This is a genomic window from Microcoleus sp. S1D4 (assembly GCF_036700765.1).
In the GTDB taxonomy this organism is placed as follows: Bacteria; Cyanobacteriota; Cyanobacteriia; order Cyanobacteriales; family Microcoleaceae; genus Microcoleus.
Genome location: NZ_JAUBPP010000005.1, coordinates 49,244 through 71,823 on the forward strand (window position 1 = coordinate 49,244; position 22,580 = coordinate 71,823).

Genomic DNA, 22,580 nt, shown 5'->3' on the forward strand with positions numbered 1-22,580 from the left:
TTTGGCTAAATTAAAGTCGTCCTATAAGGACGGGGCTTTAGACCCAGTTTTGTGGTAAATCTTCAATACGAAAATCGACTGACCGTTATGATTATCAAGCTTTTCTAGAGACCGCTTGGTGACACTCCTCTGCTGAGTCTGTGATGTTTCCTATTTAAGTTTGTGATCCTAGCAAAATTTTATTGTGATACAAATCAGCCGATCGAGTGATGGCGATCGCAAAAATTAAAAAATCCCCAAATCCTTACTCGCGGTCTGGCTGATGGTTACGAAGTTTTTGCTCAAAAAATCATTTTTTACTGCTTATAGAGACACTGAGCCAGCTCTCTTGTTAAATTTATGCGACCTTCCTGCTTATTTATTTTGTGCTTCCTCTTGGGCGTTATCGCTATTTTGGCGGTACACAGCCGTCCGGTTGACAGCAGTCGTGTAGCGGGGATGATTTGGGGGCACGGCGGCCATCAAATCCGAAGCTTGCTGCCACTTAGCAGCTACCATTAACCAATCCTGGCGAGATTGAGCATTTTTGCCCTCGGTGGCTGCTTGCTCGGCCGTTCGCACAGCTTGTGCAAAAGAGTCCACAGCAGAATTAGCAGTCTGCTGAGAAATTTTCTTTTCTGGTGTTGCCAGACTTGGAGTAGCAACGGCTTGGGTGGTGGCTGCGGTGCTGTTTGGCACTTGGGAATTGAGCCCTTTGTAGATGGCGGCGGTCGCAGCGAGCAACAGCACGGTCAAGCCGACACCTGCGACGAGACCGCGCGGTAATTTTCGCGGTTCCTGCATCGAGCGAAGTGGAGCAATTCTCGGCAAAGCCCGCTTGCCCCCTCGATCCTGGCGTTCGTGATGGGCGGCGGCCAAACGCTTGAACAAATTCGGCTTTCTGAGTTTAATTTGTTGAGACCACAGCAGTTGATTTTCGGGATCGCGGCTAATTTCTTCGAGCCACAGCAGTTGGTGTTCTCGGACAAGCCTGCTGTTGATGTTGACTCGGCGAATATTGCGGGGATCTAAGCCCTCCAAAATTTCTCGGACTCGATCGACCAAACTAGACTGTTCTAGCAGTTGGGGTGTGGCAGCTTCGCACAGCAGTTGCAGCACACCTTCGGCAAAAACGGCTCTAGCCCTGACTCCTACCTGTGCGAGCTGGTCGTTAAGGATTTGAATAATCGCTGCCACGGAGCCCAGGCGAGCTTGTCGAGCAATATCATCTATTTGTTGATTCACCATAAAACTTCTTGACGCTTAGCAGTCTGTATATTTATCAATCCAAAGTCTCGGATCTAATTTTTACTCCTACAGGTTATCACTGGCGCTGCCAGGTTAAAATGAACTGGTGCAAATTTTGCATATCGATCGCACTTAAAACTATCAGCACAGCCGAAGAGCTCGCGCCAAAAGGAAATAAATAAACTATGGGTAAAGTAATTAGCGGTAAAATTTTTGTTTTAGACGACAACATCGATACAGATCAAATTATTCCAGCCGAATATCTGACCCTGGTGCCCTCGAAGCCCGACGAGTACGAGAAACTCGGCAGTTATGCGATGATTGGGTTGCCCGATCGCTACGGCAAGTTTATGGAAGCCGGCGAAATCAAAACCCAGTATCCGATTATAATTGCTGGCGAAAATTTTGGCTGCGGTTCTTCGCGGGAACACGCTCCGATCGCTCTGGGAGCTGCGGGCGTGAAAGCTGTGGTAGCTTTGTCTTACGCGCGGATTTTCTTTCGCAATTGCTCGGCTACTGGCGAATTGTATCCGATCGAATCGGTCGATCGACTTTGCGATGTATTTGTAACAGGCCAAGAAGTGACGATCGACTTTGCGGGCGATCTAATTATCAACCACACTCTCGATCGAACTTTCTCGCTCAAACCTTTAGGAGAAGTAGGGCCGGTAATTGATGCCGGAGGGTTGTTTGACTACGCGCGCCAAACGGGAATGATTGCTGCTCGGTAAAGACTGCAAAGAAACCCGATAGCAACCACAGGGATTGCCTACAAAAACCGGGTTTCTTGATTTTGTTTGTATTGATGTCCGCCTACTTTTATTTTGAAATTTGGTAGTGCCTAACAAGTAGAAAACTTATGCAACTGGCACACTTCTATTGACTTGTAGAGTGCTCTACTACTTTCGTTATAATAGGGCGACGATCGAAAGTTTGAAATAGTAGAGTACCTTAATACTTGTGAGACTTGCGTAAATCCTAAAGTAATGAGATATCCTAGAGTTTTGTGGGAGTTCTGGCGTTGCTGAGTGAAGGTTTTCTTGGCTAGCGATGGGGATTTAGGGGAAGCAATCGGGGTCTCGGATCGGACAATTTTTCCCACAGAACCTGCTCAATAGCTGTACCCTCCTAGCGCCCGATTTCAACATCTTCAAGGATACCGAGGGCGTCGGGAACAAGGACAGCAACGGAATAGTAGGCGCTGACCAGGTAAGAAATAATAGCCTTTTCCTCGATGCCCATCAATCGGACAGACAGGCTAGGTTGGTATTCGTCAGCGATACCCGTTTGGTGCAAACCGATCACGCCCTGGTCTTCCTCACCAGTCCGCAACACCAAGATAGAACTGGTCTGGTTCTTGGTAATTGGGATCTTGTTACAGGGAAGAATGGGTGTATTGCGCCAAGTGATTACCTTGCTCCCATCCATGTCAATGCTGTCTGGGTAGATGCCTCGGCGGTTGCACTCCCGACTGAAGGCGGCAATTGTTCGGGGATGAGCCAGGAAGAACTTCGACTTCCTCCGACGAGTAATCAATTCATCAAGATCGTCGGGGGTGGGAGGACCGCTGCGGGTGTAGATACGCTGTTTCAGGTCAGCATTGTGCAGCAACCCGAATTCCCGGTTATTGATCAACTCGTGTTCTTGACGTTCCCGCAATGCCTCCACGGTCAGCCGCAGTTGTTGTTCCGTCTGATTCATCGGTTCGTTGTACAGATCCGCGACGCGAGTATTCACCCGCAACACAGTTTGGGCAACGCTCAACTCATATTCGCGGGGCGAGAGTTCGTAATCAACGAAAGTCCCTGGCAACTGGGTTTCCGCAAGATGACCGGCAGACAATGCGATCGAAGCTTCGCCCTGCTTGTTTTGTGGTTGTTCGGCACGAGTCCTAAACTGTTCAACATGAGCCTGCAACGCCCCCGACTGGTTGAGCAGTTCCCGAAACGCCTGTTGTGGTAGCGCCAATACGGTGCATCGGGTCACAGCCTTGATTGTAAACTTCCAAGTGCTTTCTGACTCCACCAACACATGATCGCCAAAATGGTCGCCATCTGCCAGCATATCCAGCAAAGGCTCGTCGCCATACTTGCCAACAACCATCTTGTTGACCTTGCCATGAGCGATCGAGAAAAGCCGATCGGCCGGCTGACCTAACTGCACGATGATGTCACCAGGTGCGAACTCCTGTTGCACAAACCGACCTGCTAACGCACTCAACACCGCGATGTCGTCAAACCCTCGCAGCAAGGGCAACTCACACAGTTCTTGGGGAATCACCTGCACCCTCGCTCCGGTGTTGGTGAAAGTCAACCGCCCATCACCCACTGTATAGGTCAAGCGACGGTTCACCCGATAGGTGCCACCCTTCGTCTGTACCCACGGCAACATCTTCAACAACCACCGCGATGTAATTTCCTGCATCTGCGGTGCAGATTTGGTCGTCGTCGCCAAATTCCTAGCAGGGGCTGTACCCAAACTCAGTTGAGGCTGTTGACCCTCAACATCCGCAGCCGAATCATTAGAATACGTCATTACCTCATCCTTTAGTTACTAACAAAAATGCAAGGACTTACGCAAATTCTGCCATTAACCGCTATCTAGTAGGATGACATTTGCGTAAGTCCTGAGTGCCTAATCCAATAGATAAGAAGTTAAGGCGATAACCCTTTTGCCAATTGCTCATTGACACAAGTTATTTCCCTGAATCTCTCACAAATATTTAGCGCCCGATTTCGACATCTTCGAGGATGCCGAGTGCGTCAGGTACTAGGACGGCTGCCGAGTAGTAAGCAGTGACCAGGTAGGAGATGATAGCTTTTTCGCTGATACCCATGAAGCGGACAGAGAGGCTGGGTTGGTATTCGTCGGGGATACCCGTTTGATGTAAGCCGATCACCCCTTGTTTTTCCATACCAGTGCGGAGCAAGAGGATAGAACTGGTGCGGGCCTTGGTGATGGGGATCTTGTTGCAGGGGAATATGGGTACGCCGCGCCAAGCCGTCACTTGAGCGCCGTTCATATCTATGCTGCTTGGATAGATACCCAAGCTGTTACACTCGCGACCGAAGGCTGCGATCGTGCGGGGGTGAGCCAGGAAGAACGATGGCTCCTTCCATACCGTAGCCAGCAGTTCGTCGAGGTCGTCGGGGGTAGGTGTGCCACCACGGGTATAAATGCGCTGTTTGAGGTCAGCGTTGTGCAGCAACCCAAAATCTGGGTTGTTGATCAACTCGTACTCTTGACGTTCCCGCAATGCTTCGACGGTCAGCCGCAATTGTTGCTCGGTCTGATTCATCGGTTCATTGTAGAGATCGGCTACCCTGGTACTGATCCGCAACACAGTTTGGGCGATGCTCAATTCATATTCCCGGGGTGCAAGGTCGTAATCGACGAAGGTTCCCGGCAACTCGGTCTCCGCGAGATGTCCCGCTGCCAGGTCGATGCAGGCTTCACCGTGTATGTTCTGCGGCTGTTCCAAGCTGGCTCTGAACTCCTCAACATGAGTTCGCAACGCTTCCGACTGGTCGATCAACTGCTCAAACGCCTGTTGGGGTAGCGACAACACTATGGTTCTGGTAATCGCCTTGAGGGTGTACTGCCAAGTGTCGTCGGACTGCACCACAGTTTCATCGCCGAAATGGTCGCCGTCGGCGAGCACATCCAATACGATTTGCTCGTCATACTTGCCAACACCAATCTTGTTCACCTTGCCATGAGCAATCAGGATCACGCGATCGGCCGGCTGACCAATCTCGACGATCACCTCGTCTGGGGCGTACTCCCGCTGGACAAACTGATTTGCCAAGGCAGTTAACACATCAAGGTTGTCAAACCCTCGCAGCAAGGGCAACTCAGTAAGTTCGTGGGGAATCACCTGCACCGTCGCTCCGGTGTTGGTGAAAGTGACGCGCCCATCACCGACGGTATAACTCAACCGACGGTTGACTCGAAACACGCCACCCTTCGTCTGCACCCACGGCAATAGCTTCAACAACCACCGGGATGTAATTTCCTGCATCTGCGGTGCAGATTTGGTCGTAGTCGCCAAATTTTTGGCAGCGGCTGTACCCAAACTCAGTTGGGGCTGTTGACCCTCAACATCCGCACCCGAATCATTAGAATATGTCACAACTTAATCCTCAACTATCTAGTTACTAAAAAACTCGGTCTAATTTGACCGAACGCTGACCAAAGAACCCACTCCAACAAAACCTATTTTCTTACAGAAGGGTCTGAATTGCTCGACCAAATATTGTCAAAATGATTTCCCGCACCGACCAACGAGCAGATCCGTGCAGCCGAGGTTCCCAGCCCTGTGGGGCCGCCCAGCAGCCGCGCGATCGGGGAAGCACTATTACGCAATTCAAATTCCTTATAGCGGTCTACCTTGATATGCCACCTGAGTACGCCGCACATCCAATTTTCTAATTTCTCGACGTATCCCAGCAATTTCTCGCGGGTACTTTCATCCAGGTTGAAATCGTCGAACAGGGCAGGCAATTCAGTGGCAACAATGTGTTGAAACTGTTTTGCCCGATCGGTCATCAAATTGTTCACAATCTCGACAGCCTGGGGTATATTGCAGTTGAGGAAATTCTGCACAACTAGCACGAGGTTATGGATTTCGCCCTCAAATTCGATTTCTTTTTGGTAGGAGAAGATGTCGTTCGTGAAACAGGCAAAGTCGGCCGCAGAATTCTCCAGCGATCGCATCGGCCGGCTGTAGTAAATCTCCATCGGGATCTCGCCGCCCTGGGCTAGTCGAGACAAGCTCATCGTCAAATCCGACCCAAAGGTCTTACGGCGCATCTCGATATAATCGATCGGGTCAGGAATCCGATTTTGGATCTGGTTGGCGAGTTCCCACACCCAACTGTCAGTCATATCCTGAATCGCGCGGCGGAACTCAGTCCGCGCGGTGAGGGACATGGGCCCAGCAGTGCGAGACCAAATATCTGCCAAGCCCCGTTCCACCGGATTAGTCGGCACGGCAGGGGGAGTGGAGTCGTCGAGGGGCATGAAAACCGACATTCGGGCGTTGAACACTTTCGCACCAACTATGTCCCGGTTATTTCCGTAGATGGCTGGGAAGTAATCGTCGGCATAGGTTCCCCACACCAGCCAGCACGCTGTCAGATTCAGCTCATCCTCAGACCCTTTGGGATGAATCCACGCACCGCATAGGGCGACATCGGCAACATCAAACTTGTGGTCATTCCAGATGAAGCCATCAGGAATGCCCGGTAGCTCGTCCAGCATCCCCATCTGCCGTGCCCATTCCTTGGAATGCTTCCGCGCCTCATCCAGATTGGGATTCAAAGTGGTAGAGAAGGGCATATAAAACTTAGGCAATTTCACGGGCCCTACAGCCTGGTAGGGAACGTAAGTAAAGCTATTGAACCTTCCTAAACCCAAGGTGGAGTATAACGATTCCAACCGCAACCCCGATGTCCCTAACCCTGTGGGGCCTAGATTCAGCGTCGGTGTCGCAGAATTACCCGCTTCCTCGTTCATGTAGCGGCTCGACCTCATGTGCCACTCGTGACCGCCCGACTGCCAATCCTGAAGTCCTTTGATGTAAAGGAGAACGTTCACACGCTCTACGGGGTCTACTCCGTGCTCCTCAAAGAGGGAGGGCAACTCGGTAACAGCAGTGTTGTCAAACTGATATAACCGCGAGTTCAGCAGCTCGTTAGTGAGATTAGCCGCCTCTTGGGTACTAATATTCAAGAAGCGCTCCAACACCAACACGCAGTTGGAATTCTCACCTTCATCTTCCACTTCTCTCTGGTAGGAGAACAGGTCGTTGCGAAGATGCACTGCATCGGCAAATGTGTCTTTCAGGACTCGCATCGGTCGAGTGGCGGCAATTTTAGCTGGAACTTCTACAAACGCAGCGTGTTCCACGAGATGGGCTGACCAAGGTGCGCCACCGACTTTGCGCCGCATCTCGATATATTCGATCGGGTTGGCAATCCGATTTTGATTGATATTGGCGAGTTCCCACATCGACTCATCTAAGAGGTGCTTGGTACTCTCAAAGAATCGTCGCCGCCATTCCACAGACTTAGTAAAGGCAGTGCGAGACCAGAGGTTTAACAAACCGTGCTCTACTGGGTTGGTGGGAACGGGAGGGGTTTCGTTAGGGAAAATCGGCATAAATGCGGGTAGTCGATCGAGGTATTCCTTCGCCCCAACCAAATCTTGACTGCGCTTATAGATTTCCAGAAAGTGATCGTCAAAAAAGAATACCCACACATACCAGTCGGTTACTAGGTCAAGTTCCGTCCCTGGTGCGTCTGGATGGGTGTAAGAGCAAAGTAAAGCGTAGTCATGGGCATCGAATTTACGTTCGTCCCAAATAGGTTGCTCTTGGGCTTCCTCTTTTGAGCCAAGTATGCCCATATCGTAAGCCCACGCCTTGGAATGAACTCGCGCTGCTTCCAGGTTTGGGTTCAGTCGTGCCGGCCAAGGCATATAAAATTCTGGCAGTTTAAATGGTTGCATGATCTGCGCGTAACCTTCTGTTGGGTCTTCTTGCTATTTTTTGCCGACCAACGGCTGAGCTGTGGCAGTTGGCTAGCATTCTCGCCGCCCTAGCCAGGTCTCATATGTGGTTTGTTAGTGATTGTACTGTACGCTAGTTCATATTCACGGTAGCGATCGAATCAATAAAACTCAATAAAATCCGCTGGTGAGGAATGCCAAAAGGTCGCACATCTCCAGACTTTTGAGAATAGCATTTACCAGCCCGAATATCCTGGGCTGTCAACAACTGCATATCCCAACCTTCAAGCAAAACTAAATCCTTGACATCCGCACTAAGTTGTCCGTGAAAAACGTGGCGAACAACATCTCCTTCGACATCGCAACAAAAAAGAGAGATACTTCTAGGAGGAGCAGCATAACTAATTTCTTCTTGCAATTCCCGGATTACGGCAACTTCCGGCGTTTCCCCAGGTTCCAAGTGTCCGCCAAACAAAGCCCAATGTCCCGGATACCTAATATTAGGAACATCGTCCCGCAACTGGCAGAGAAACTTGCCGTCTCGGTATAAAATGGCGACCGCAACATGAATTTTAGTCATTGGTTATTGGTTATTTGTTATTGGTTATTGGTCATTAATCATATCGTTTCCGGTTGCATCGGAATAATAAAATCGAGTCAACAGTCAACAGTCAACAATCATGTTTGAGTGCAACCGGATTTGATATCATTAGTCATTAATCATAAAGGTTTAGCGACTTAGGATATACGGAATCATTTATTGTCTATGGGGCGGTTTCACCAATAATATCGAACATCAACAAACAATTTTAATAAACCAGCACCCACCCCACAGACAATATCCCAACCACATCAAAATCAATCTTAATTAGCGAACAAATTCGCCTGTACCTATTGCGAAGCATCGGCCGCTGAAATGCGCTTTAATTGTTTCAGTTCCTCAACATAAACTTCACCTAAATCCTGTCCTGCCAATCCCTTTAGCGTAATACTTTTGTAGCGGACTTCTCCCTTCAGCAAAACTTCATCGCCAAGCTGGGGCAAAGCTTGCTTAGTTAAAATCCAAATCTTACCGGTACTGTCTTGGATTTGATAAGCCGCATTCCCCACAAAAGGAGCGCGATTTTCCACCTTTCCCCGGAGATAAACTTCACTATCGACTTGCCGCTTTTGTTGAATGTCCGCAATATTAGTAACATTAAAACCAAAATTGAGTTGAGACATCGGTAAATTGCCACAACTGAGCAAACCGCTGGTAAGTATTAGTAATAAAGAGCCAGTGGAGAATCTTTGAACCCAAACTTGCTTAATTGCATATGTAGTCATTAGGTCAACTGATTTGAGATTTGAGATACGACTTACTTTAACAGAATCTCCAGACTCGATCGCAAGAGGCGAAATTCCTCTAGTTTAGTCCGAGTCTGCGATTAAGGTAAAATCTAAAATCGTCAGCCCCTAACCCAGAGTCTACAATGGATTCCAAAACTGCTCAAATACTAGATGGCAAAGCTTTAGCGACAAAGATTCAAAGCGAGCTGAGCGATCGAGTCCGCGCCCTACAGCCCCAGATTGGGCGTCCTCCGGGACTTGCAGTGCTGATGGTGGGGGACAACCCAGCCAGCGCGGCTTACGTGCGTAACAAAGAGCGAGCCTGCGCTAAAGTTGGCATAGCTTCCTTTGGCCAGCATTACCCAGCAAATGCGACTCAAGCTGAGCTCGAACTTGCAATTAGGGCGCTCAACGAGGACGATCGAGTAGACGGCATTTTAGTACAACTCCCCCTACCAGAAAACTTAGATGCAATTGCGCTGCTGTACCAAATTGCCCCAGACAAAGACGCAGACGGATTGCACCCTATAAATTTAGGCCGCTTAGTGCGCGGGGAAGAAGGTTTACGCAGTTGTACTCCCGCCGGAGTGATGCGGTTATTGGAAGAATATCAGATTGATTTGAAAGGAAAAAATGCCGTTGTTTTGGGGCGCAGTATTTTGGTAGGTAAACCGATGGCGCTGATGCTGTTAGAAGCTGATTGTACTGTGACTGTAGCTCATTCGCGGACGAAAAACCTAGAATCAATTACCAGCCAAGCCGATATTTTGATAGCTGCAGTCGGGCGCACAGAAATGATTTCAGCTAATATGGTCAAACCGGGAGCAATAGTAATTGATGTAGGTATTAACCGCGTCGTAAATCCAGACGGTACTAGCCGTTTGGCCGGAGATGTAAATTTTGATGCTGTGAAAACAGTAGCCGAATTTATCACGCCAGTGCCGGGAGGAATCGGGCCGATGACTGTTGCTATGCTGTTGGAAAATACAGTTTCGAGTTATCAGAAAAAGATAGTTTAATGCGCCTGTAGCGGTAAGGTGCGCCTGCTGGACGCACCCTACATCATGCGGGTTATGCGATTGATTGTACCTCTTGCACTCACTCACAAATTATCTGCGTTTATTTGTGTTGATCTCTCTGACATCTACGGTTGCAGGATCGAGCATTTATGCAAAAAGTCTATTAAATACCGTACAGGCTAATTGTGGCTGCGGCGACTATTGTTTGACAGCAACAACGCGAATTCGTCGATAATCCGCAATCCAATTACCATCGCGGTAAAGAGTTGGCCGCAAACGTTCTTCAACTGCGTTAATTACGTGCGATCGCACTTCCGGCGACAAACCCGACAAAAACTCGCCTGCAAACATCTCAATCCAATTTACCATACCCGCGCTGCCGCCGGCTAGGGGAGTCGGGCGATCGAACAAAACCGCATAAACCACCTCAAAACCCTGCTTTTCCAAAAGTCCAGCATACTCGCCGACACTCGGAAAATACCAAGGATTAAGCGATTCAGGCTCCGACAAGCCAATTTCTGACAAAACACTCAAAAGCGTCCGGGCGATCGCCCCCACATTCCCCTTACCGCCAAACTCAGCAACAAAACGCCCTCCCGGCCTCAGCGCTTTTTCCACACAATCGATCGCAGCATCCGGCTGTTTAATCCAGTGCAAAACCGCATTAGAAAACACAGCATCTAACGGCTGTTCCACTTGAAAATCCCTAGCATCCGCCACCGCAAAATGAATGTGAGGATAGTTAACTTTTGCCGTAGAAATCATCGCCAAAGACGAATCAATACCTTGCACAAAAGCACCGCTTTCAGCAATCTTTCCAGTTAACTGTCCCGTACCGCATCCCAAATCCAGAATTTGTTCACCAGCCTTCGGAACCAGCAACTCCAAAAGCGATTCACCGTACTGCCAAACAAAAGCATGATTTCCCTCATAAAGAGCTGAATTCCAAAAAGCTTGTGCCATCTCATCTCTCCTCTTCTCTTCTTTTCTCTTCTCTTCGCGTTCTTCGCGCCTTCGCGGTTCGTTATTAAATCATTTCCCAGCAAGCAGATTAATTCCATCCCCCTCAATTCTGCAAACCCTAATATTTTCCAAAATGCGCGCACCCTGCTTTTCATAAAAAGCAATACCAGGCGCATTCCCAGTATTAACAGTCCATTCAATCCGCCCGCAATTTGTGGACTCAGCAATTTGTGCCAAATGTTTCAACAAAGCTGTACCCACTCCCATACCGCGCATAGGAGCTTGCACAAACAAATCATCAAGCCAGAGGCACGGCTGCGCCAACAAACTTGAATAGGAAGGATAAAACATCGCAAATCCTACCGCTTTTCCTGCAACTTCCGCCAACAAAACCCGCACTAGCGGACGATTGCCAAATAAAGTTTCCTGCAATTTATCTGTTGTTGCTGCTAACAGATGTCTGGCTCCATCAAACTCGCTTTTTTGCGAAATAAAAGCCAGAATGAGTTCCAAATTTGCTAGCTCTGCTTCTCTAATTTTGATATCCAAATTAGCCATTATTTGAATTCTCAATTTCACCTATTAATCACTGTATTAAATGCCCTCATAAATGTCCAATACTTGTTTAAACAACAACTTATACTTTTAAAATATTAATGATTTAAAATGTATGGAACTGCGACATTTGCGTTATTTCATTGCGGTTGCAGAAGAGTTGAATTTCACTCGCGCAGCCGAAAAACTGCACATGGCTCAACCTCCGCTGAGCCAACAAATTCAGCATTTGGAGGCAGAGTTGGGCTTTCAACTGTTTCGCCGCACCAAGCGGACGGTGCAGCTAACGGCTGCGGGACAGGTTTTTTTTGAGGAATCACAAAAAATTATGCAGCAAGTCGATCGCGCAATTCAACTCGGCAGACAAACCAGCCGCGGCGAACTCGGCCAACTAACTGTAGGCTTTGTGAGCTCTGCCGCGCACAATGTGGTTCCACCCATTTTGCAGGCGTTTCGCACTCGGTGTCGGGCCGTCAAACTCGAATTGCACGAACTCACAACTAACGAACAGTTGCAGCGGTTGCGGGAAGGGCGCATTGATATCGGCTTCGTGCGCCCTCCAGTCGAGGAAGACGGGATAAATTCCGAAATCGTGTTTCGAGAACCTCTGATGGTGGCGCTACCAGAAACGCATCCTTTGACCGATCGCCCTTACGTGGAATTGCGCGAACTCTCAGGCGAACCGTTCATCTTATTTGGGCGTTCCCAGGCTCCGGGATTGTACGATGCGATCGTCAGTCTTTGTCAACAAGCCGGTTTTAGCCCGATCGCCGGTCAAGAAGCAATTCAAATGCAGACAATTATCAGTTTGGTAGCCGCCGAGATGGGCGTGGCGATCGTCCCGGCATCGATGCAAAATTTCCAGCGCAGGGGGGTTGTTTACAAATCTTTGCCAGAATCAACCTGCATGGTGGCGATCGCCCTAATTTGGCGCAACCATCCTACGGCAGCGGTGCAGCGGTTTTTGGAAGTTGTCAGGCAAAGTGGCGGATTTGAGATTTGAGATTGTAGATTTTAGATAAACGGGTAATTTCACAAAGTTATCAAAACTCAAAGATTTTCTGTGCAACAACACCCTTAGAATGATTAATTGATACTCGGAGTGCGGATAACCACCGCCCTAAAAGTCGGCCAGATTCGACCTGAACAACTCAAAGTATCTCCATTCACATTCAGTACAAGAGAGCAAGGGATGGTATTGGCAACAGAAATGGATTCTTCCACACCGGAATCCGCTTTCGACTTATCTACTTACTTAGTCGAGCAAAAAAGGGCGATCGAGGTAGCTCTCGACAATGCACTACCGGTCATCTACCCAGAGAAAATTTACGAAGCCATGCGCTACTCGCTGCTAGCGGGCGGCAAGCGCTTGCGTCCGATCCTGTGTTTGGCTAGCTGCGAACTCGCCGGCGGCACTACCTCTATGGCAATTCCGACAGCTTGCGCTTTGGAAATGATCCATACAATGTCGCTAATTCACGACGATTTACCGGCAATGGACAATGACGACTACCGGCGCGGCAAACTGACAAACCACAAAGTCTATGGCGAAGATATCGCTATTTTGGCTGGGGATGGTTTGTTGACCTATGCTTTTGAATTTATAGCCAGTAAAACTCAGAACGTACCCCCCCAGCAGGTGTTGCAGACGATCGCCCATTTAGCGCGAGCTGCCGGGGCTGGTGGACTCATCGGCGGTCAGGTGGTTGACGTGGAGTCGGAAGGAAAGACAGATGTTTCTCTGGAAACTTTGAATTATATTCACGCTCACAAAACCGGCGCGCTGTTAGAAGCCTGCGTAGTTTGTGGGGGAATTTTGGGTGGGGCTTCGGCTGCTGATTTGCAGCGGATGTCTCGTTTTGCCAAGAATATTGGGCTGGCTTTCCAGATAATTGACGATATTCTGGATATTACGGCTACTCAAGAAGAATTGGGCAAAACTGCTGGGAAAGATGTTATAGCAGGGAAAGTGACTTATCCGAGTTTGTGGGGAATTGATGAGTCTCGGCGCCAAGCTTCGCAGCTTGTTGCTGATGCTAAGTCTCAACTGGCAGTGTTTGGGAGCAAAGCTCTACCGCTGCTGGGGATTGCTGATTTTATTACAAGCCGCAGTAACTAGAAATACCAAACAGTATGCAGGAAATTTGCAGCGGCATTTTAAACAATCATGTACTGATAGTGGCTTTGATCGCTTGTCTGGCGGCTCAAGTATTAAAGTTGCCGATCGAATTAGTCAAAAATCGTAAATTCAATCTTCGGAATTTAGTAACCACCGGCGGAATGCCCAGCGCTCATTCTTCCTTTGTCGGCGCTTTAGCGGCTGGTGTGGGACAAACGATGGGGTGGGAAAGTTCCGAGTTTGCGATCGCCACGATTTTTGCAATTATCGTTATGTATGATGCTGCTGGCGTCCGCCAAGCCGCCGGCAAACAAGCCCGCATTCTCAACCAACTAATTGACGAGTTTTTTGAGGAAGATCACAACCTAAATGAAGCTCGCCTGAAAGAGTTGCTGGGACACACTCCCTTTCAAGTGGTCGTCGGTTTGGGGCTGGGAATCGCGATTTCTTGGATTGCAGGGCCTGCCTATTAAGTTTTAAGTACGGAGTAGACTTGGATCAGTGGTGTTTTTTTGACAAGTTGGAGGTAAATGTCGGCTGCGGGAATTAATATTTCGGCAACTAATCTGTCTCAAGATCAGAAAAACACCCGAATTTTTGGGAATTTTATGGCAATACCTATTATTTAATTAAGCAGTTTAAAAGGTTCAAAAAGTTTTTTTAGTTACCGCTCCTTGGAGTAGTTTTGTTATGATCCAAAGACTATATATAAACAACTTCAGATGCCTAGAAAACTTTGAACTGAAGATACAGGGAATGCCATCGGCTCTTTTGATTGGAAAAAACGGTGCAGGTAAATCAACTATTGCTTCTGCATTAGAAGTCCTTCAGAAGATTAGTCGAGGCATCAATAGAATGCGCGAACTTGAAAAACTGAAGCTGATTAGCCCGAAAGATTTCGCTCGTGGGAGGTCTGATGTCCCGATCCGCTTTGAAATAGAAGTATTACTTGAAGATAAATTATACAAATATATCCTGGCGTTTGATTTGCCAGAAAAATTTAACTTGTGTTGGCTGCTAACAAATCCTATGGCCCTCTTTTTTGCTTCTGGGATGAACCTGACAACTATCTATCCTTATCGGAGGTTGGACATTTTGTCACATCACTGCGACGCTCATTTAAGAATAGCGGACAAATCTTAGTGACATCGCATAATCCTGAAGCAATCCGAAAGTTTTCAGATGAAAATACCTTTTTATTATATCGAAACAGCCACTTAGAGCCAACTTTAGTCAGACCGCTGAGTGAAATGTCTGTTAAAGGCGACCTGATAAATCGCTTGATTGCTGGCGACATAGAGCTATGAGTAATAATTATCTACCGCACATTCATGTGTTGGCCGAAGATGATCATAATCGCCAGATTGCCAACGGATTTCTTCTTGAGCTAAACGATAACCGTGCTGTTAAAGTCCTGCCACTTGCTGGTGGTTGGAAAAAAGCTGTGGAGGAATTAACTAATAAGTATGCGTCTGAAATGCGACAATTCCCAGAAAGAATGATGGTTTTGCTCATTGATTTCGACGATAGTAAAAATCGGTTGAGTTATGTAGAAAGTCATATTCCAGACGATCTAAAAGCAAGAGTATTCGTGTTGGGAGTGCTATCAGAACCCGAGAATCTAAGGACAGACATCAAAAAGACTTTTGAGGAGATTGGAGAAGCTCTTGCAAAGGATTGTTCTGACAATACAAATGAGTTATGGGGACATAATCTTCTCAAACACAACAAGCCAGAACTAGATCGTATGGCGAAGTTTGTCAAACCATTTTTGTTTAAATAAATAGCTAAAAGTCACGCACCCACTTAAATGTGAGGTACGCAACTGCCAATAATTTAGCGGAGTATCGATGGCTTAAAAGTCGTGCGCCCTATTGACCGAATTCTGCTTGTAGCAAGTCGTCGTTGTCATCGGCGATGGTGGCGACAATAGTAATAATTCTAGAAATTTCCCCGGCAGAGATTTCGGCGATCGTCCGAGTCGAGATTACTGCAACTTGATTGTCCACAATCGCAAAATGAGATTCCAAGGTAGACAGCCAATTCATTTCTAGAATTTTCCGCATTAATTGAGCTTCATTCTTTGCCGGCAACTGCAGTACAAAAGCCCAAACAGTCAAAGTATCATCTTCGGTTTCGCCGCTGAGTTGTACGAATACTTCGACGCTGCCGTACTTGAATTTCCAAAGATGCCCGCCAGCTTCATTTTTTCCCACCATGACTTTTTGGTCTACAGCCATGCTGGCAATCACAGTCTCAATTTCTTCTGCATAGGTTACTGCTGTGGCTTTTTCAACCTGGGCATCGGCGATCGCGCTTTCACTAGATTGGCTTTCTGCGGAAGCTGTTTGTATGTTCGGTTCGCTGTTAGTCATGATTAATATTTATAAGAAAAACTATTCCAACAATCAGTTTACTTCCTATTTAGGACTTACAAAAATACGACTCACTTACAAAAACCCTCATCAACCCGGTTTATTGACAAAAACCGCTCCCCAAAAGGCTTCTCCCAGACAAAACATCGGAGTCAGAGCCTCCCATGTTGCGTCACCAAGCTTTTCCTGGTAACGAGTAGAACGAGTCTATTACTGGTTCCCAGGCTCTGCCTGGGAACCCATATCACTCTTGCTTTGCCTCCCTAGATGTTTAAGCCTTGGGTTTAGCCGCCGGCTTCTTCTCAATGTTTTTCATCCCGTTGAGGAACATCGGCACAAATTTCTCCACAAATGCCTGCGGGTCGCGGTTCCAGGCGCGCTGAGCCACATCGACTCTAGTCATTTGCAAGTCGGGGGCCAACAGAGTTGCGGGCAAGCGCTCCATCAAATATTGCGGGCGTTCCCACATCGGCATCGTGTTGGCAATGTCTACCAAGCGGGTGACGCGGCGGAGTTCTGCCCCCAGCATAATATCCATTCCCGATTCAAATGCTGCTTGTTCGATCGCCACATACTTGCGTTTGGCCTGTTCCACCTTCTGGCGGTGTTCCGGGCTTTTAGCAGCAATTGCGCCCAACCAGCGATTCCCCCAGCGGACGTGGCCTGCTTCTTCGGGAAAAATCTTTTCGATGGTTTCGCGAATTTTGATGTTTTCGTCGGTTTCAGGAGCCTTTTTCAGGGCGTGGATGTGGGCTGAGAAATACTCGCATCCCCGCTTCTCGGTGACATTAATCGCCGCTAGGGAAGAAATTACAAAATCTTCGCGGTCTTTGGTAGGGTCTTGTTTCTCGCTGTCGAACAACCTTTCAAACTCGTCAATGTAGGATACTCCCGGCGGCTTGCCCACATTCTGGCCCAAGTCTACCAGCAAATCTGTCAGCCACATGGCGTGCCGCGCTTCGTCGGAGATGTGCCGGGAAAGATCGCGCACAAGTTCGGCCGGTTCGCCGTCTAGCTGCTCGATCAAGTCGGTGAGGTCTTTGCAACTGCGCTGTTCGCTAAACCGATAGCGGTTGAGGGTGATCAGGTGAATTTCGCGATCGCGCACCACTTGAGCTAAAATTTCGCGTGCTCCCATTGCGTTGCGGAGCTTGCGGGGATAGGCAACAGTCATGATTTTATGTTGTTTTGTAAAGATACCTATATAAGTGTAACGCAATTTTTCGGCTTGCTCATTCAATAAAGCAATGCAGAAGTTGGTTGTCAATCCCCAATTCCCAATGCCCTATTCCCAAAATTGATATCAAGTCTCAGTTGAGTCTGAAACCAGAACCGAAGCCGACTCTTGTTGAAATTTTTGTGCTTCCTCCACTTCCAATCTGGCCAGCGTACTCGCCGCATCCGCCAACTGCAAAGCCAAATTCATTCGACCAACTGGGTTTTTTTCCTTCCAAAGGTCTTTTGCCAAGAAATGCACTCGATAGCGAAACATTTTAATTGATTGTGATGGAATAACATTAGCTGTCATGGTTATAGTCTATCTTCAACAGTAGCTAGAATGCGAAGGAGTACCCGTTCCGGTTCTAGATAAACAAATATCAGTATGATGACTCGATCTTTTTTGCCAATCGTGACATCCCATTTTGCAGATTGTGGTTCAACCTGTTCGTGCCTAACTATTACAGTATATTGTCCTGGTGCCAAGTCATCAAATCCCGCATCTGCCTCCATCAAAGCAACCGTTTCCTCGGCCAGTACCCGTCCGTCCTGATTCAGTAAAGTAATGAAGGCAATGCCATCAACTGAAGTCATGGCGACGTTATTTTGATTGCGAACCATCACAAAAATATCAGACATCGTTTGGTAATTGCTAATCGCTAATTGCTACTTTATACTGACAGCAGCATTTAACACACAAACAAGGATAATTACTGTGAATAATTTTAAGATTTTGTTAATTTTTACAGCTTTTGCAGCGGTTCTCGGTTTAGAAAAAAGTGGGGCGCTAGCTGCTGTCTCAAATATCTCTGAGACAAAGCCTTGCGTCCAGCTTCACAGTCTACAAATATCAGAAAAGAGCGATCGCAATTTAAGTAACTCGAAAGGTACATTAAAAGAAGGCAGTGCCCTCTCTGTCGATCCTGATGAAGTTACGGGGATACCAAAAGCTGAGGCGCGACAGCGTTTCATTTTGAATAAGATATATCGGGTTCAAGAAGGCACTACCGCTGACGATTTGTTTATTGTCGATGAGAAAGCAAATAAATGGGCTGTAGAGGATGTCTCGGACGCTACTATGGGGCCTACCACTCACAGCGTAGCCCTGATGGTTTCCGGTAACGGCAAAGTTTGGGGGCTAATACAGATGTTCTAAAATTTGGGAATTGGGAATGGGTAATTGCGAATTGGGAATTGGAGTTCGGATTGATTTAATATAAAAAAAAATCGCCTGCAACGGCGACCTTTTTTAGAATCGTATCATGTTCGGTCGATCGCCCAAAATAAAAGTGGTTTGTAGTGAGGACTGTAGTCCTTCGATTGTCAAGACTAAATTCCTCACCACAAACTCATCCGATCGCGATCGTTCGATTGCACATGATATCACACCTCAAAAAATGATAATTTTAATTTTTTTGAGGTGTGATTTTTAACTTATCTAACAGTCGTAGTAGAGAGCAAACTCGTAGGGGTGAGGACGCAAGCGCATCGGGTTGACTTCGTTGTCGAGTTTGTAGGAAATCCAGGTTTGGATGAATTCTTCGGTAAATACGCCGGTTTCAGTTAAGAAACTATGGTCTTTTTCCAAAGCTTCTAAAGCACCTTCCAAGGAACCGGGAGTCGAAGGAATCTTGTTCAATTCTTCCGGCGAAAGGTCGTAGATATCCACGTCCAAAGGTTCACCTGGATCGATTTGATTTTTGATGCCGTCTATGCCGGCGCACAGCATGGCTGCAAATGCTAAATAGGGGTTGGATGTGGCATCGGGACAGCGGAATTCTAACCGCTTGGCTTTAGGGTTGGTTCCCGATAACGGAATCCGTACTGATGCCGATCGATTTCCTTGAGAGTAAGCTAGGTTTACAGGCGCTTCAAAGCCTGGAACTAAACGCTTGTAGGAATTAGTCGTCGGGTTGGTGAGTGCCAAAAGTGCCGGGGCGTGCTTGAGAATGCCACCGATGTAATGCAGTCCCATTTGACTGAAACCTGCATATTGATCGCCTGCAAATAGAGGTTTGCCGTCTTTCCAAATCGACTGGTGAACGTGCATCCCGGAACCGTTGTCGTTAAACAGCGGTTTGGGCATGAAGGTGATGGTTTTGCCGTATTTTTTGCCGACGTTTTTGATGACGTATTTGTATGTCATCAAGTAGTCGGCGGCTTGTACTAATGTGGCAAAGCGGAAACCGAGTTCGCATTGCCCGCCGGTGGCGACTTCGTGGTGGTGTTTTTCGATGGGTACGCCGCATTTTGCCATTGTCAGCAGCATTTCCGTTCTCATGTCTTGAGAGGTATCGGTTGGTGCTACTGGGAAATAACCTTCTTTGTAACGCGGTTTGTAGCCGAGGTTGCCGCCTGGTTCTTCTTTGCCAGAATTCCAGCGACCTTCGATCGAATCTACGTAATAGTAGCCGGAATTTTGGGTTTGGTCGAAGCGAACGTCGTCAAAAATAAAAAATTCTGCTTCCGGGCCGAAGAATGCTGTATCGCCGAGACCGGTTGTCAGTAAGTAGTCTATGGCTTTTTGAGCTATGGTGCGGGGACAGCGATTGTACGGTTCGCCGGTGCGGGGCTCTTTGATGCTGCAAATGAAGCTGATGGTGGGTTCTGCCATGAACGGGTCGATCCAAGCGGTGGTCGGATCGATGACCATCGTCATGTCTGATTCGTTGATGGCTTTCCAGCCCCGAATGCTGGAACCGTCGAAGGGTATGCCGTCTGTGAAGGCGGTTTCGTCGATTTGGTCGTGGTACAGGGAAAGGTGTTGCCAGATCCCCGGCATATCGATGAATTTTAGGTCAACGATCTGGATTTTATTTTCTTTTATGTAGTTTAGGGCTTCTTGGGGTGTCTGGAACATCACTTACTCCTGATATTGGTGTGGTTGCGGGCGATTCTCTTCTGCAAGCTTCGCTAACGGCAGATTTCAGACTGTTTGGGCGATCGTAGGCCTTCAGCTATCAATTTTTTGTAGCAAAAGATACAATAATTCAAAATTGAGCCGATCGCGGTTGGGTAGTTTGTGATTCTTATTTGGTCTGTGTTTCGGCTGTTTATACAAAACGAACGGCAGAATTTTGCGGCTATTGGTCGGGGATTGACTGCCGATCGTGCAAATCCTATCTCAAATCTTAATCAAAGGCCGATTTGTAGTAGTCTACAATAGGCGGTCTATCTCAGATAGCAAAGTATTGATAAAGATTTTTGGGAGACAAACTAATGCGCGATGCAGTGACGAGTCTGATTGAAAATTATGATGTTGCTGGCAGGTATTTAGACCGGGATGGTATCGATCGGTTGAAATCTTATTTTGCAACCGGCACAGCACGGGTACAGGCTGCAGCGGCAATCAACAGCAATGCTGCGTCAATTGTCAAGCAAGCTGGTATCCAGCTATTTGCCGAACAGCCGGAACTGATCCGTCCCGGTGGAAATGCCTACACGACTCGCCGTTACGCGGCTTGTCTGCGGGACATGGACTATTACTTGCGCTATGCTACTTACGCCCTGGTTGCGGGAAGTACGGATGTGCTCGACGAGCGCGTGCTGCAAGGTTTGCGGGAAACTTACAATTCTCTAAGCGTGCCCATTGGCCCTACGGTGATGGGGATTGGCATTATGAAGGAGATGGTTAAGGCTGAGGTGGAAGCTGCAGGCTTGTCTGTGGGGCCTTTTCTGGAGCAACCTTTTGATTACATGATTCGCGAATTGAGCGAACAAGATATTTAAGTCAAGCAAGCTCTTTCTTGTAACAGAAAATTGCATCTGTAGCTTGCAGGTAGCACTATCTCGATCGCTTTTTTGGCATCACAGCCTCTAAGCGATCTTTTTTATTGGTTAAAAATCGCCAACACATCCCCAGACGAGGCATTTGTCGAGGGGATTTTTGGTTTGGCGGCGATCGATTTGCTCGGTTGTTGTTACTTCTACTTCGCCGTTGGGATAAAGAATGTGGATGATGTTACCGCTGACGAAGGCTAAGGGATTTTCTTGACAAATAGTCGGATTTTTGATAGGAAAGTTCATTGTTTTCATGCTCGATCGCCCTGATTGTGTGTGTGGCGCATTCCCCTGTATTTACATAATCCGCTACTAGCCCAAGTTTTTGTGTGATTCTAAGAATGTTTATTTGTGATCGAACTATCCACAAAAAGCGCTCTGTGTCACATCATGCAAGATAAGGGGTCTCACCCCGCAGCTATCTCAAGCACGGAAAAAATGACAGCGGGCTCGTGGCGGTACTTCTGCTGGAAAAGCAAAATAATCGCCAAAAATCCGCAGTCGGGTTTTTGCGTAAGTGGTAATCTGGTTACTGTCAACAACCGTGGCGTACAGATTAAAAACCTTGGCTAAACAACGAATAGACACTTTATTAGTAGACCTAAATTTGTGCGCTTCCCGACAGCAAGCTCAGGCATTGATTCGGACGGGGAAAGTCTCGATCGACCAACAGGTAGTTGACAAACCGGGCACTGAGGTTGACATTGCAGCAAAAATTAAGATTAAAGAGCGATCGCGCTACGTTTCCAGAGGCGGCGACAAACTAGCCAAAGCTTTAGAAGTGTTTGCGATTCCCGTAGCGGGCAGAATTTGTCTTGACGGTGGCATTTCCACAGGCGGCTTTACCGACTGTCTGCTGCAAGCCGGTGCAGCCCTCGTCTACGGCATAGATGTTGGCTACGGTCAAGCTGACTGGGGCTTGCGTAACGATCCGAGGGTAATTTTGAAAGAACGCACCAATTTGCGCTACATGACTGCTGCTGAGCTTTATGGGGAGTCACCGCGAGCCGATTTGGCGGTAGTCGATGTGTCGTTTATTTCCCTAGATAAGGTTTTACCGGCGCTGTGGGAATTGTTGGCACCGCCGCGAGAAGCGGTATTGTTGGTAAAGCCGCAGTTTGAAGTTGGGCGCGATCGTGTCGGGAAAAAAGGCGTAGTGCGAGACTCAGCAACTCAAGCCGATGCGATTTTTCAAGTGTGGAAAGCAGCGACAGCTTTAGGATGGCAGCAACGGGGTTTAACGTGGTCGCCTTTACTTGGCCCGGCCGGTAATATCGAGTATCTTTTATGGTTGGGGATCGATCGCCAAGAGGAACCAGAGCCGGGGGCGATCGAAGAAAGTGTTGTCAAGGAAAGCATCGCACAAATAGCAAAAGCGGCAGCGCGGGAACTTGTCAATCGATTTTAGATTTTAGATTTGAGATTGACTTCAACCCATCGAGCTAATCAATTTTAAAAGTCAAATTTGGAGAGCAAAACTTATCT

General features: G+C 47.7%; 24 protein-coding genes. 10 read left to right on the forward strand and 14 right to left on the reverse strand.

Annotated elements, in window-relative coordinates; all coding sequences use genetic code 11:
• Positions 1 to 354 precede the first annotated feature (354 nt).
• Complete coding sequence (locus QT998_RS07205; protein WP_333116029.1) at positions 355 to 1,227, reverse strand: hypothetical protein; 873 nt, start codon at positions 1,225 to 1,227, stop codon at positions 355 to 357.
• Positions 1,228 to 1,412: 185 nt separating this feature from the next.
• Here QT998_RS07205 and QT998_RS07210 point away from each other — a divergent pair, with 185 nt between their 5' ends.
• A complete protein-coding gene (locus tag QT998_RS07210; RefSeq protein ID WP_333116031.1) occupies positions 1,413 to 1,958 on the forward strand; it encodes a LeuD/DmdB family oxidoreductase small subunit in 546 nt (181 codons plus the stop codon).
• Between the two features lie 397 nt (positions 1,959 to 2,355).
• On the opposite strand, the gene QT998_RS07215 is transcribed toward QT998_RS07210, so the two are convergent.
• The 5 genes from QT998_RS07215 to QT998_RS07235 form a co-directional block, all read right to left on the reverse strand.
• The gene (locus QT998_RS07215; RefSeq protein ID WP_333116034.1) at positions 2,356 to 3,762 is read right to left on the reverse strand and encodes a family 2B encapsulin nanocompartment shell protein; all 1,407 of its coding nucleotides are present in this window, start codon (positions 3,760 to 3,762) and stop codon (positions 2,356 to 2,358) included.
• A gap of 187 nt (positions 3,763 to 3,949) precedes the next feature.
• Positions 3,950 to 5,359, reverse strand: coding sequence for a family 2B encapsulin nanocompartment shell protein (locus tag QT998_RS07220; protein WP_333116037.1), 1,410 nt, complete (start codon positions 5,357 to 5,359; stop codon positions 3,950 to 3,952).
• An 83-nt stretch (positions 5,360 to 5,442) separates the two neighbouring features.
• Complete coding sequence (locus tag QT998_RS07225; protein ID WP_333116040.1) at positions 5,443 to 7,737, reverse strand: family 2 encapsulin nanocompartment cargo protein terpene cyclase; 2,295 nt, start codon at positions 7,735 to 7,737, stop codon at positions 5,443 to 5,445.
• A gap of 133 nt (positions 7,738 to 7,870) precedes the next feature.
• Positions 7,871 to 8,317, reverse strand: coding sequence for an NUDIX hydrolase (locus tag QT998_RS07230; RefSeq protein ID WP_333116043.1), 447 nt, complete (start codon positions 8,315 to 8,317; stop codon positions 7,871 to 7,873).
• 311 nt (positions 8,318 to 8,628) lie between these two features.
• Entirely contained in the window at positions 8,629 to 9,063 is a 435-nt protein-coding gene (locus QT998_RS07235) for a DNA-binding protein (RefSeq protein ID WP_333092611.1), read from the reverse strand.
• A 146-nt stretch (positions 9,064 to 9,209) separates the two neighbouring features.
• On the opposite strand from QT998_RS07235, the gene folD reads away from it, so the two are divergent.
• On the forward strand, positions 9,210 to 10,085 hold the full coding sequence (folD, locus tag QT998_RS07240) for a bifunctional methylenetetrahydrofolate dehydrogenase/methenyltetrahydrofolate cyclohydrolase FolD (RefSeq protein WP_333092612.1): 876 nt from the start codon (positions 9,210 to 9,212) through the stop codon (positions 10,083 to 10,085).
• A 198-nt stretch (positions 10,086 to 10,283) separates the two neighbouring features.
• Here folD and QT998_RS07245 read toward each other — a convergent pair whose 3' ends face one another.
• Both QT998_RS07245 and QT998_RS07250 read right to left on the reverse strand, forming a co-directional pair.
• Positions 10,284 to 11,048 (reverse strand): methyltransferase domain-containing protein, encoded by a 765-nt coding sequence (locus QT998_RS07245; protein WP_333116044.1) that lies wholly within the window; start codon positions 11,046 to 11,048, stop codon positions 10,284 to 10,286.
• A 69-nt stretch (positions 11,049 to 11,117) separates the two neighbouring features.
• Positions 11,118 to 11,606, reverse strand: coding sequence for a GNAT family N-acetyltransferase (locus QT998_RS07250; RefSeq protein WP_333116046.1), 489 nt, complete (start codon positions 11,604 to 11,606; stop codon positions 11,118 to 11,120).
• 112 nt (positions 11,607 to 11,718) lie between these two features.
• Here QT998_RS07250 and QT998_RS07255 point away from each other — a divergent pair, with 112 nt between their 5' ends.
• The 5 genes from QT998_RS07255 (at position 11,719) to QT998_RS07275 (ending at position 15,505) form a co-directional block, all read left to right on the forward strand.
• Entirely contained in the window at positions 11,719 to 12,606 is an 888-nt protein-coding gene (locus QT998_RS07255; protein WP_333116048.1) for a LysR family transcriptional regulator, read from the forward strand.
• A 189-nt stretch (positions 12,607 to 12,795) separates the two neighbouring features.
• Complete coding sequence (gene crtE / locus QT998_RS07260) at positions 12,796 to 13,722, forward strand: geranylgeranyl diphosphate synthase CrtE (RefSeq protein WP_333092619.1); 927 nt, start codon at positions 12,796 to 12,798, stop codon at positions 13,720 to 13,722.
• 14 nt (positions 13,723 to 13,736) lie between these two features.
• Positions 13,737 to 14,195 carry a divergent PAP2 family protein gene (locus QT998_RS07265; protein ID WP_194008601.1) on the forward strand — a complete coding sequence of 153 codons (459 nt, stop codon included), beginning with the start codon at positions 13,737 to 13,739 and terminating at the stop codon, positions 14,193 to 14,195.
• 217 nt (positions 14,196 to 14,412) lie between these two features.
• Entirely contained in the window at positions 14,413 to 14,865 is a 453-nt protein-coding gene (locus QT998_RS07270; protein WP_333092615.1) for an AAA family ATPase, read from the forward strand.
• A gap of 160 nt (positions 14,866 to 15,025) precedes the next feature.
• Positions 15,026 to 15,505 carry a hypothetical protein gene (locus QT998_RS07275; protein ID WP_333092616.1) on the forward strand — a complete coding sequence of 160 codons (480 nt, stop codon included), beginning with the start codon at positions 15,026 to 15,028 and terminating at the stop codon, positions 15,503 to 15,505.
• An 88-nt stretch (positions 15,506 to 15,593) separates the two neighbouring features.
• Here QT998_RS07275 and QT998_RS07280 read toward each other — a convergent pair whose 3' ends face one another.
• The 4 genes from QT998_RS07280 to QT998_RS07295 form a co-directional block, all read right to left on the reverse strand.
• Positions 15,594 to 16,097, reverse strand: a complete 504-nt coding sequence (locus QT998_RS07280; RefSeq protein WP_194008600.1) for a YbjN domain-containing protein — start codon at positions 16,095 to 16,097, stop codon at positions 15,594 to 15,596.
• A gap of 271 nt (positions 16,098 to 16,368) precedes the next feature.
• The gene (locus QT998_RS07285) at positions 16,369 to 17,364 is read right to left on the reverse strand and encodes a ferritin-like domain-containing protein (RefSeq protein WP_333092223.1); all 996 of its coding nucleotides are present in this window, start codon (positions 17,362 to 17,364) and stop codon (positions 16,369 to 16,371) included.
• A 36-nt stretch (positions 17,365 to 17,400) separates the two neighbouring features.
• A complete protein-coding gene (locus tag QT998_RS07290) occupies positions 17,401 to 17,625 on the reverse strand; it encodes a hypothetical protein (protein ID WP_194008599.1) in 225 nt (74 codons plus the stop codon).
• A gap of 2 nt (positions 17,626 to 17,627) precedes the next feature.
• Positions 17,628 to 17,954 (reverse strand): hypothetical protein, encoded by a 327-nt coding sequence (locus QT998_RS07295; protein WP_194066335.1) that lies wholly within the window; start codon positions 17,952 to 17,954, stop codon positions 17,628 to 17,630.
• A 76-nt stretch (positions 17,955 to 18,030) separates the two neighbouring features.
• Here QT998_RS07295 and QT998_RS07300 point away from each other — a divergent pair, with 76 nt between their 5' ends.
• Positions 18,031 to 18,471 (forward strand): hypothetical protein, encoded by a 441-nt coding sequence (locus QT998_RS07300; protein WP_333116055.1) that lies wholly within the window; start codon positions 18,031 to 18,033, stop codon positions 18,469 to 18,471.
• Between the two features lie 282 nt (positions 18,472 to 18,753).
• Here QT998_RS07300 and glnA read toward each other — a convergent pair whose 3' ends face one another.
• Positions 18,754 to 20,175: a type I glutamate--ammonia ligase gene (glnA, locus tag QT998_RS07305; protein WP_194066336.1), complete on the reverse strand. Its 1,422-nt coding sequence runs from the start codon at positions 20,173 to 20,175 to the stop codon at positions 18,754 to 18,756.
• 359 nt (positions 20,176 to 20,534) lie between these two features.
• On the opposite strand from glnA, the gene apcB reads away from it, so the two are divergent.
• Positions 20,535 to 21,044, forward strand: a complete 510-nt coding sequence (gene apcB, locus QT998_RS07310; RefSeq protein ID WP_194008596.1) for an allophycocyanin subunit beta — start codon at positions 20,535 to 20,537, stop codon at positions 21,042 to 21,044.
• Positions 21,045 to 21,152: 108 nt separating this feature from the next.
• Here apcB and QT998_RS07315 read toward each other — a convergent pair whose 3' ends face one another.
• On the reverse strand, positions 21,153 to 21,341 hold the full coding sequence (locus tag QT998_RS07315; protein WP_228049782.1) for a hypothetical protein: 189 nt from the start codon (positions 21,339 to 21,341) through the stop codon (positions 21,153 to 21,155).
• 319 nt (positions 21,342 to 21,660) lie between these two features.
• Between QT998_RS07315 and QT998_RS07320 the strand changes: the two genes are divergently transcribed.
• Positions 21,661 to 22,503: a TlyA family RNA methyltransferase gene (locus QT998_RS07320; protein WP_333116060.1), complete on the forward strand. Its 843-nt coding sequence runs from the start codon at positions 21,661 to 21,663 to the stop codon at positions 22,501 to 22,503.
• Positions 22,504 to 22,580: the final 77 nt, after the last annotated feature.

Excerpts from the sequence above, each read along its gene's own strand:
- QT998_RS07205 (WP_333116029.1), bottom strand. The coding sequence starts at position 1,227 with ATGGTGAATCAACAAATAGATGATATTGCTCGACAAGCTCGCCTGGGC.
- QT998_RS07210 (WP_333116031.1), top strand. The coding sequence starts at position 1,413 with ATGGGTAAAGTAATTAGCGGTAAAATTTTTGTTTTAGACGACAACATC.
- QT998_RS07215 (WP_333116034.1), bottom strand. The coding sequence starts at position 3,762 with ATGACGTATTCTAATGATTCGGCTGCGGATGTTGAGGGTCAACAGCCT.
- QT998_RS07225 (WP_333116040.1), bottom strand. The coding sequence starts at position 7,737 with ATGCAACCATTTAAACTGCCAGAATTTTATATGCCTTGGCCGGCACGA.
- QT998_RS07230 (WP_333116043.1), bottom strand. The coding sequence starts at position 8,317 with ATGACTAAAATTCATGTTGCGGTCGCCATTTTATACCGAGACGGCAAG.
- QT998_RS07235 (WP_333092611.1), bottom strand. The coding sequence starts at position 9,063 with ATGACTACATATGCAATTAAGCAAGTTTGGGTTCAAAGATTCTCCACT.
- folD (WP_333092612.1), top strand. The coding sequence starts at position 9,210 with ATGGATTCCAAAACTGCTCAAATACTAGATGGCAAAGCTTTAGCGACA.
- QT998_RS07245 (WP_333116044.1), bottom strand. The coding sequence starts at position 11,048 with ATGGCACAAGCTTTTTGGAATTCAGCTCTTTATGAGGGAAATCATGCT.
- QT998_RS07250 (WP_333116046.1), bottom strand. The coding sequence starts at position 11,606 with ATGGCTAATTTGGATATCAAAATTAGAGAAGCAGAGCTAGCAAATTTG.
- QT998_RS07255 (WP_333116048.1), top strand. The coding sequence starts at position 11,719 with ATGGAACTGCGACATTTGCGTTATTTCATTGCGGTTGCAGAAGAGTTG.
- crtE (WP_333092619.1), top strand. The coding sequence starts at position 12,796 with ATGGTATTGGCAACAGAAATGGATTCTTCCACACCGGAATCCGCTTTC.
- QT998_RS07265 (WP_194008601.1), top strand. The coding sequence starts at position 13,737 with ATGCAGGAAATTTGCAGCGGCATTTTAAACAATCATGTACTGATAGTG.
- QT998_RS07270 (WP_333092615.1), top strand. The coding sequence starts at position 14,413 with ATGATCCAAAGACTATATATAAACAACTTCAGATGCCTAGAAAACTTT.
- QT998_RS07275 (WP_333092616.1), top strand. The coding sequence starts at position 15,026 with ATGAGTAATAATTATCTACCGCACATTCATGTGTTGGCCGAAGATGAT.
- QT998_RS07280 (WP_194008600.1), bottom strand. The coding sequence starts at position 16,097 with ATGACTAACAGCGAACCGAACATACAAACAGCTTCCGCAGAAAGCCAA.
- QT998_RS07290 (WP_194008599.1), bottom strand. The coding sequence starts at position 17,625 with ATGACAGCTAATGTTATTCCATCACAATCAATTAAAATGTTTCGCTAT.
- QT998_RS07295 (WP_194066335.1), bottom strand. The coding sequence starts at position 17,954 with ATGTCTGATATTTTTGTGATGGTTCGCAATCAAAATAACGTCGCCATG.
- glnA (WP_194066336.1), bottom strand. The coding sequence starts at position 20,175 with ATGTTCCAGACACCCCAAGAAGCCCTAAACTACATAAAAGAAAATAAA.
- apcB (WP_194008596.1), top strand. The coding sequence starts at position 20,535 with ATGCGCGATGCAGTGACGAGTCTGATTGAAAATTATGATGTTGCTGGC.
- QT998_RS07315 (WP_228049782.1), bottom strand. The coding sequence starts at position 21,341 with ATGAACTTTCCTATCAAAAATCCGACTATTTGTCAAGAAAATCCCTTA.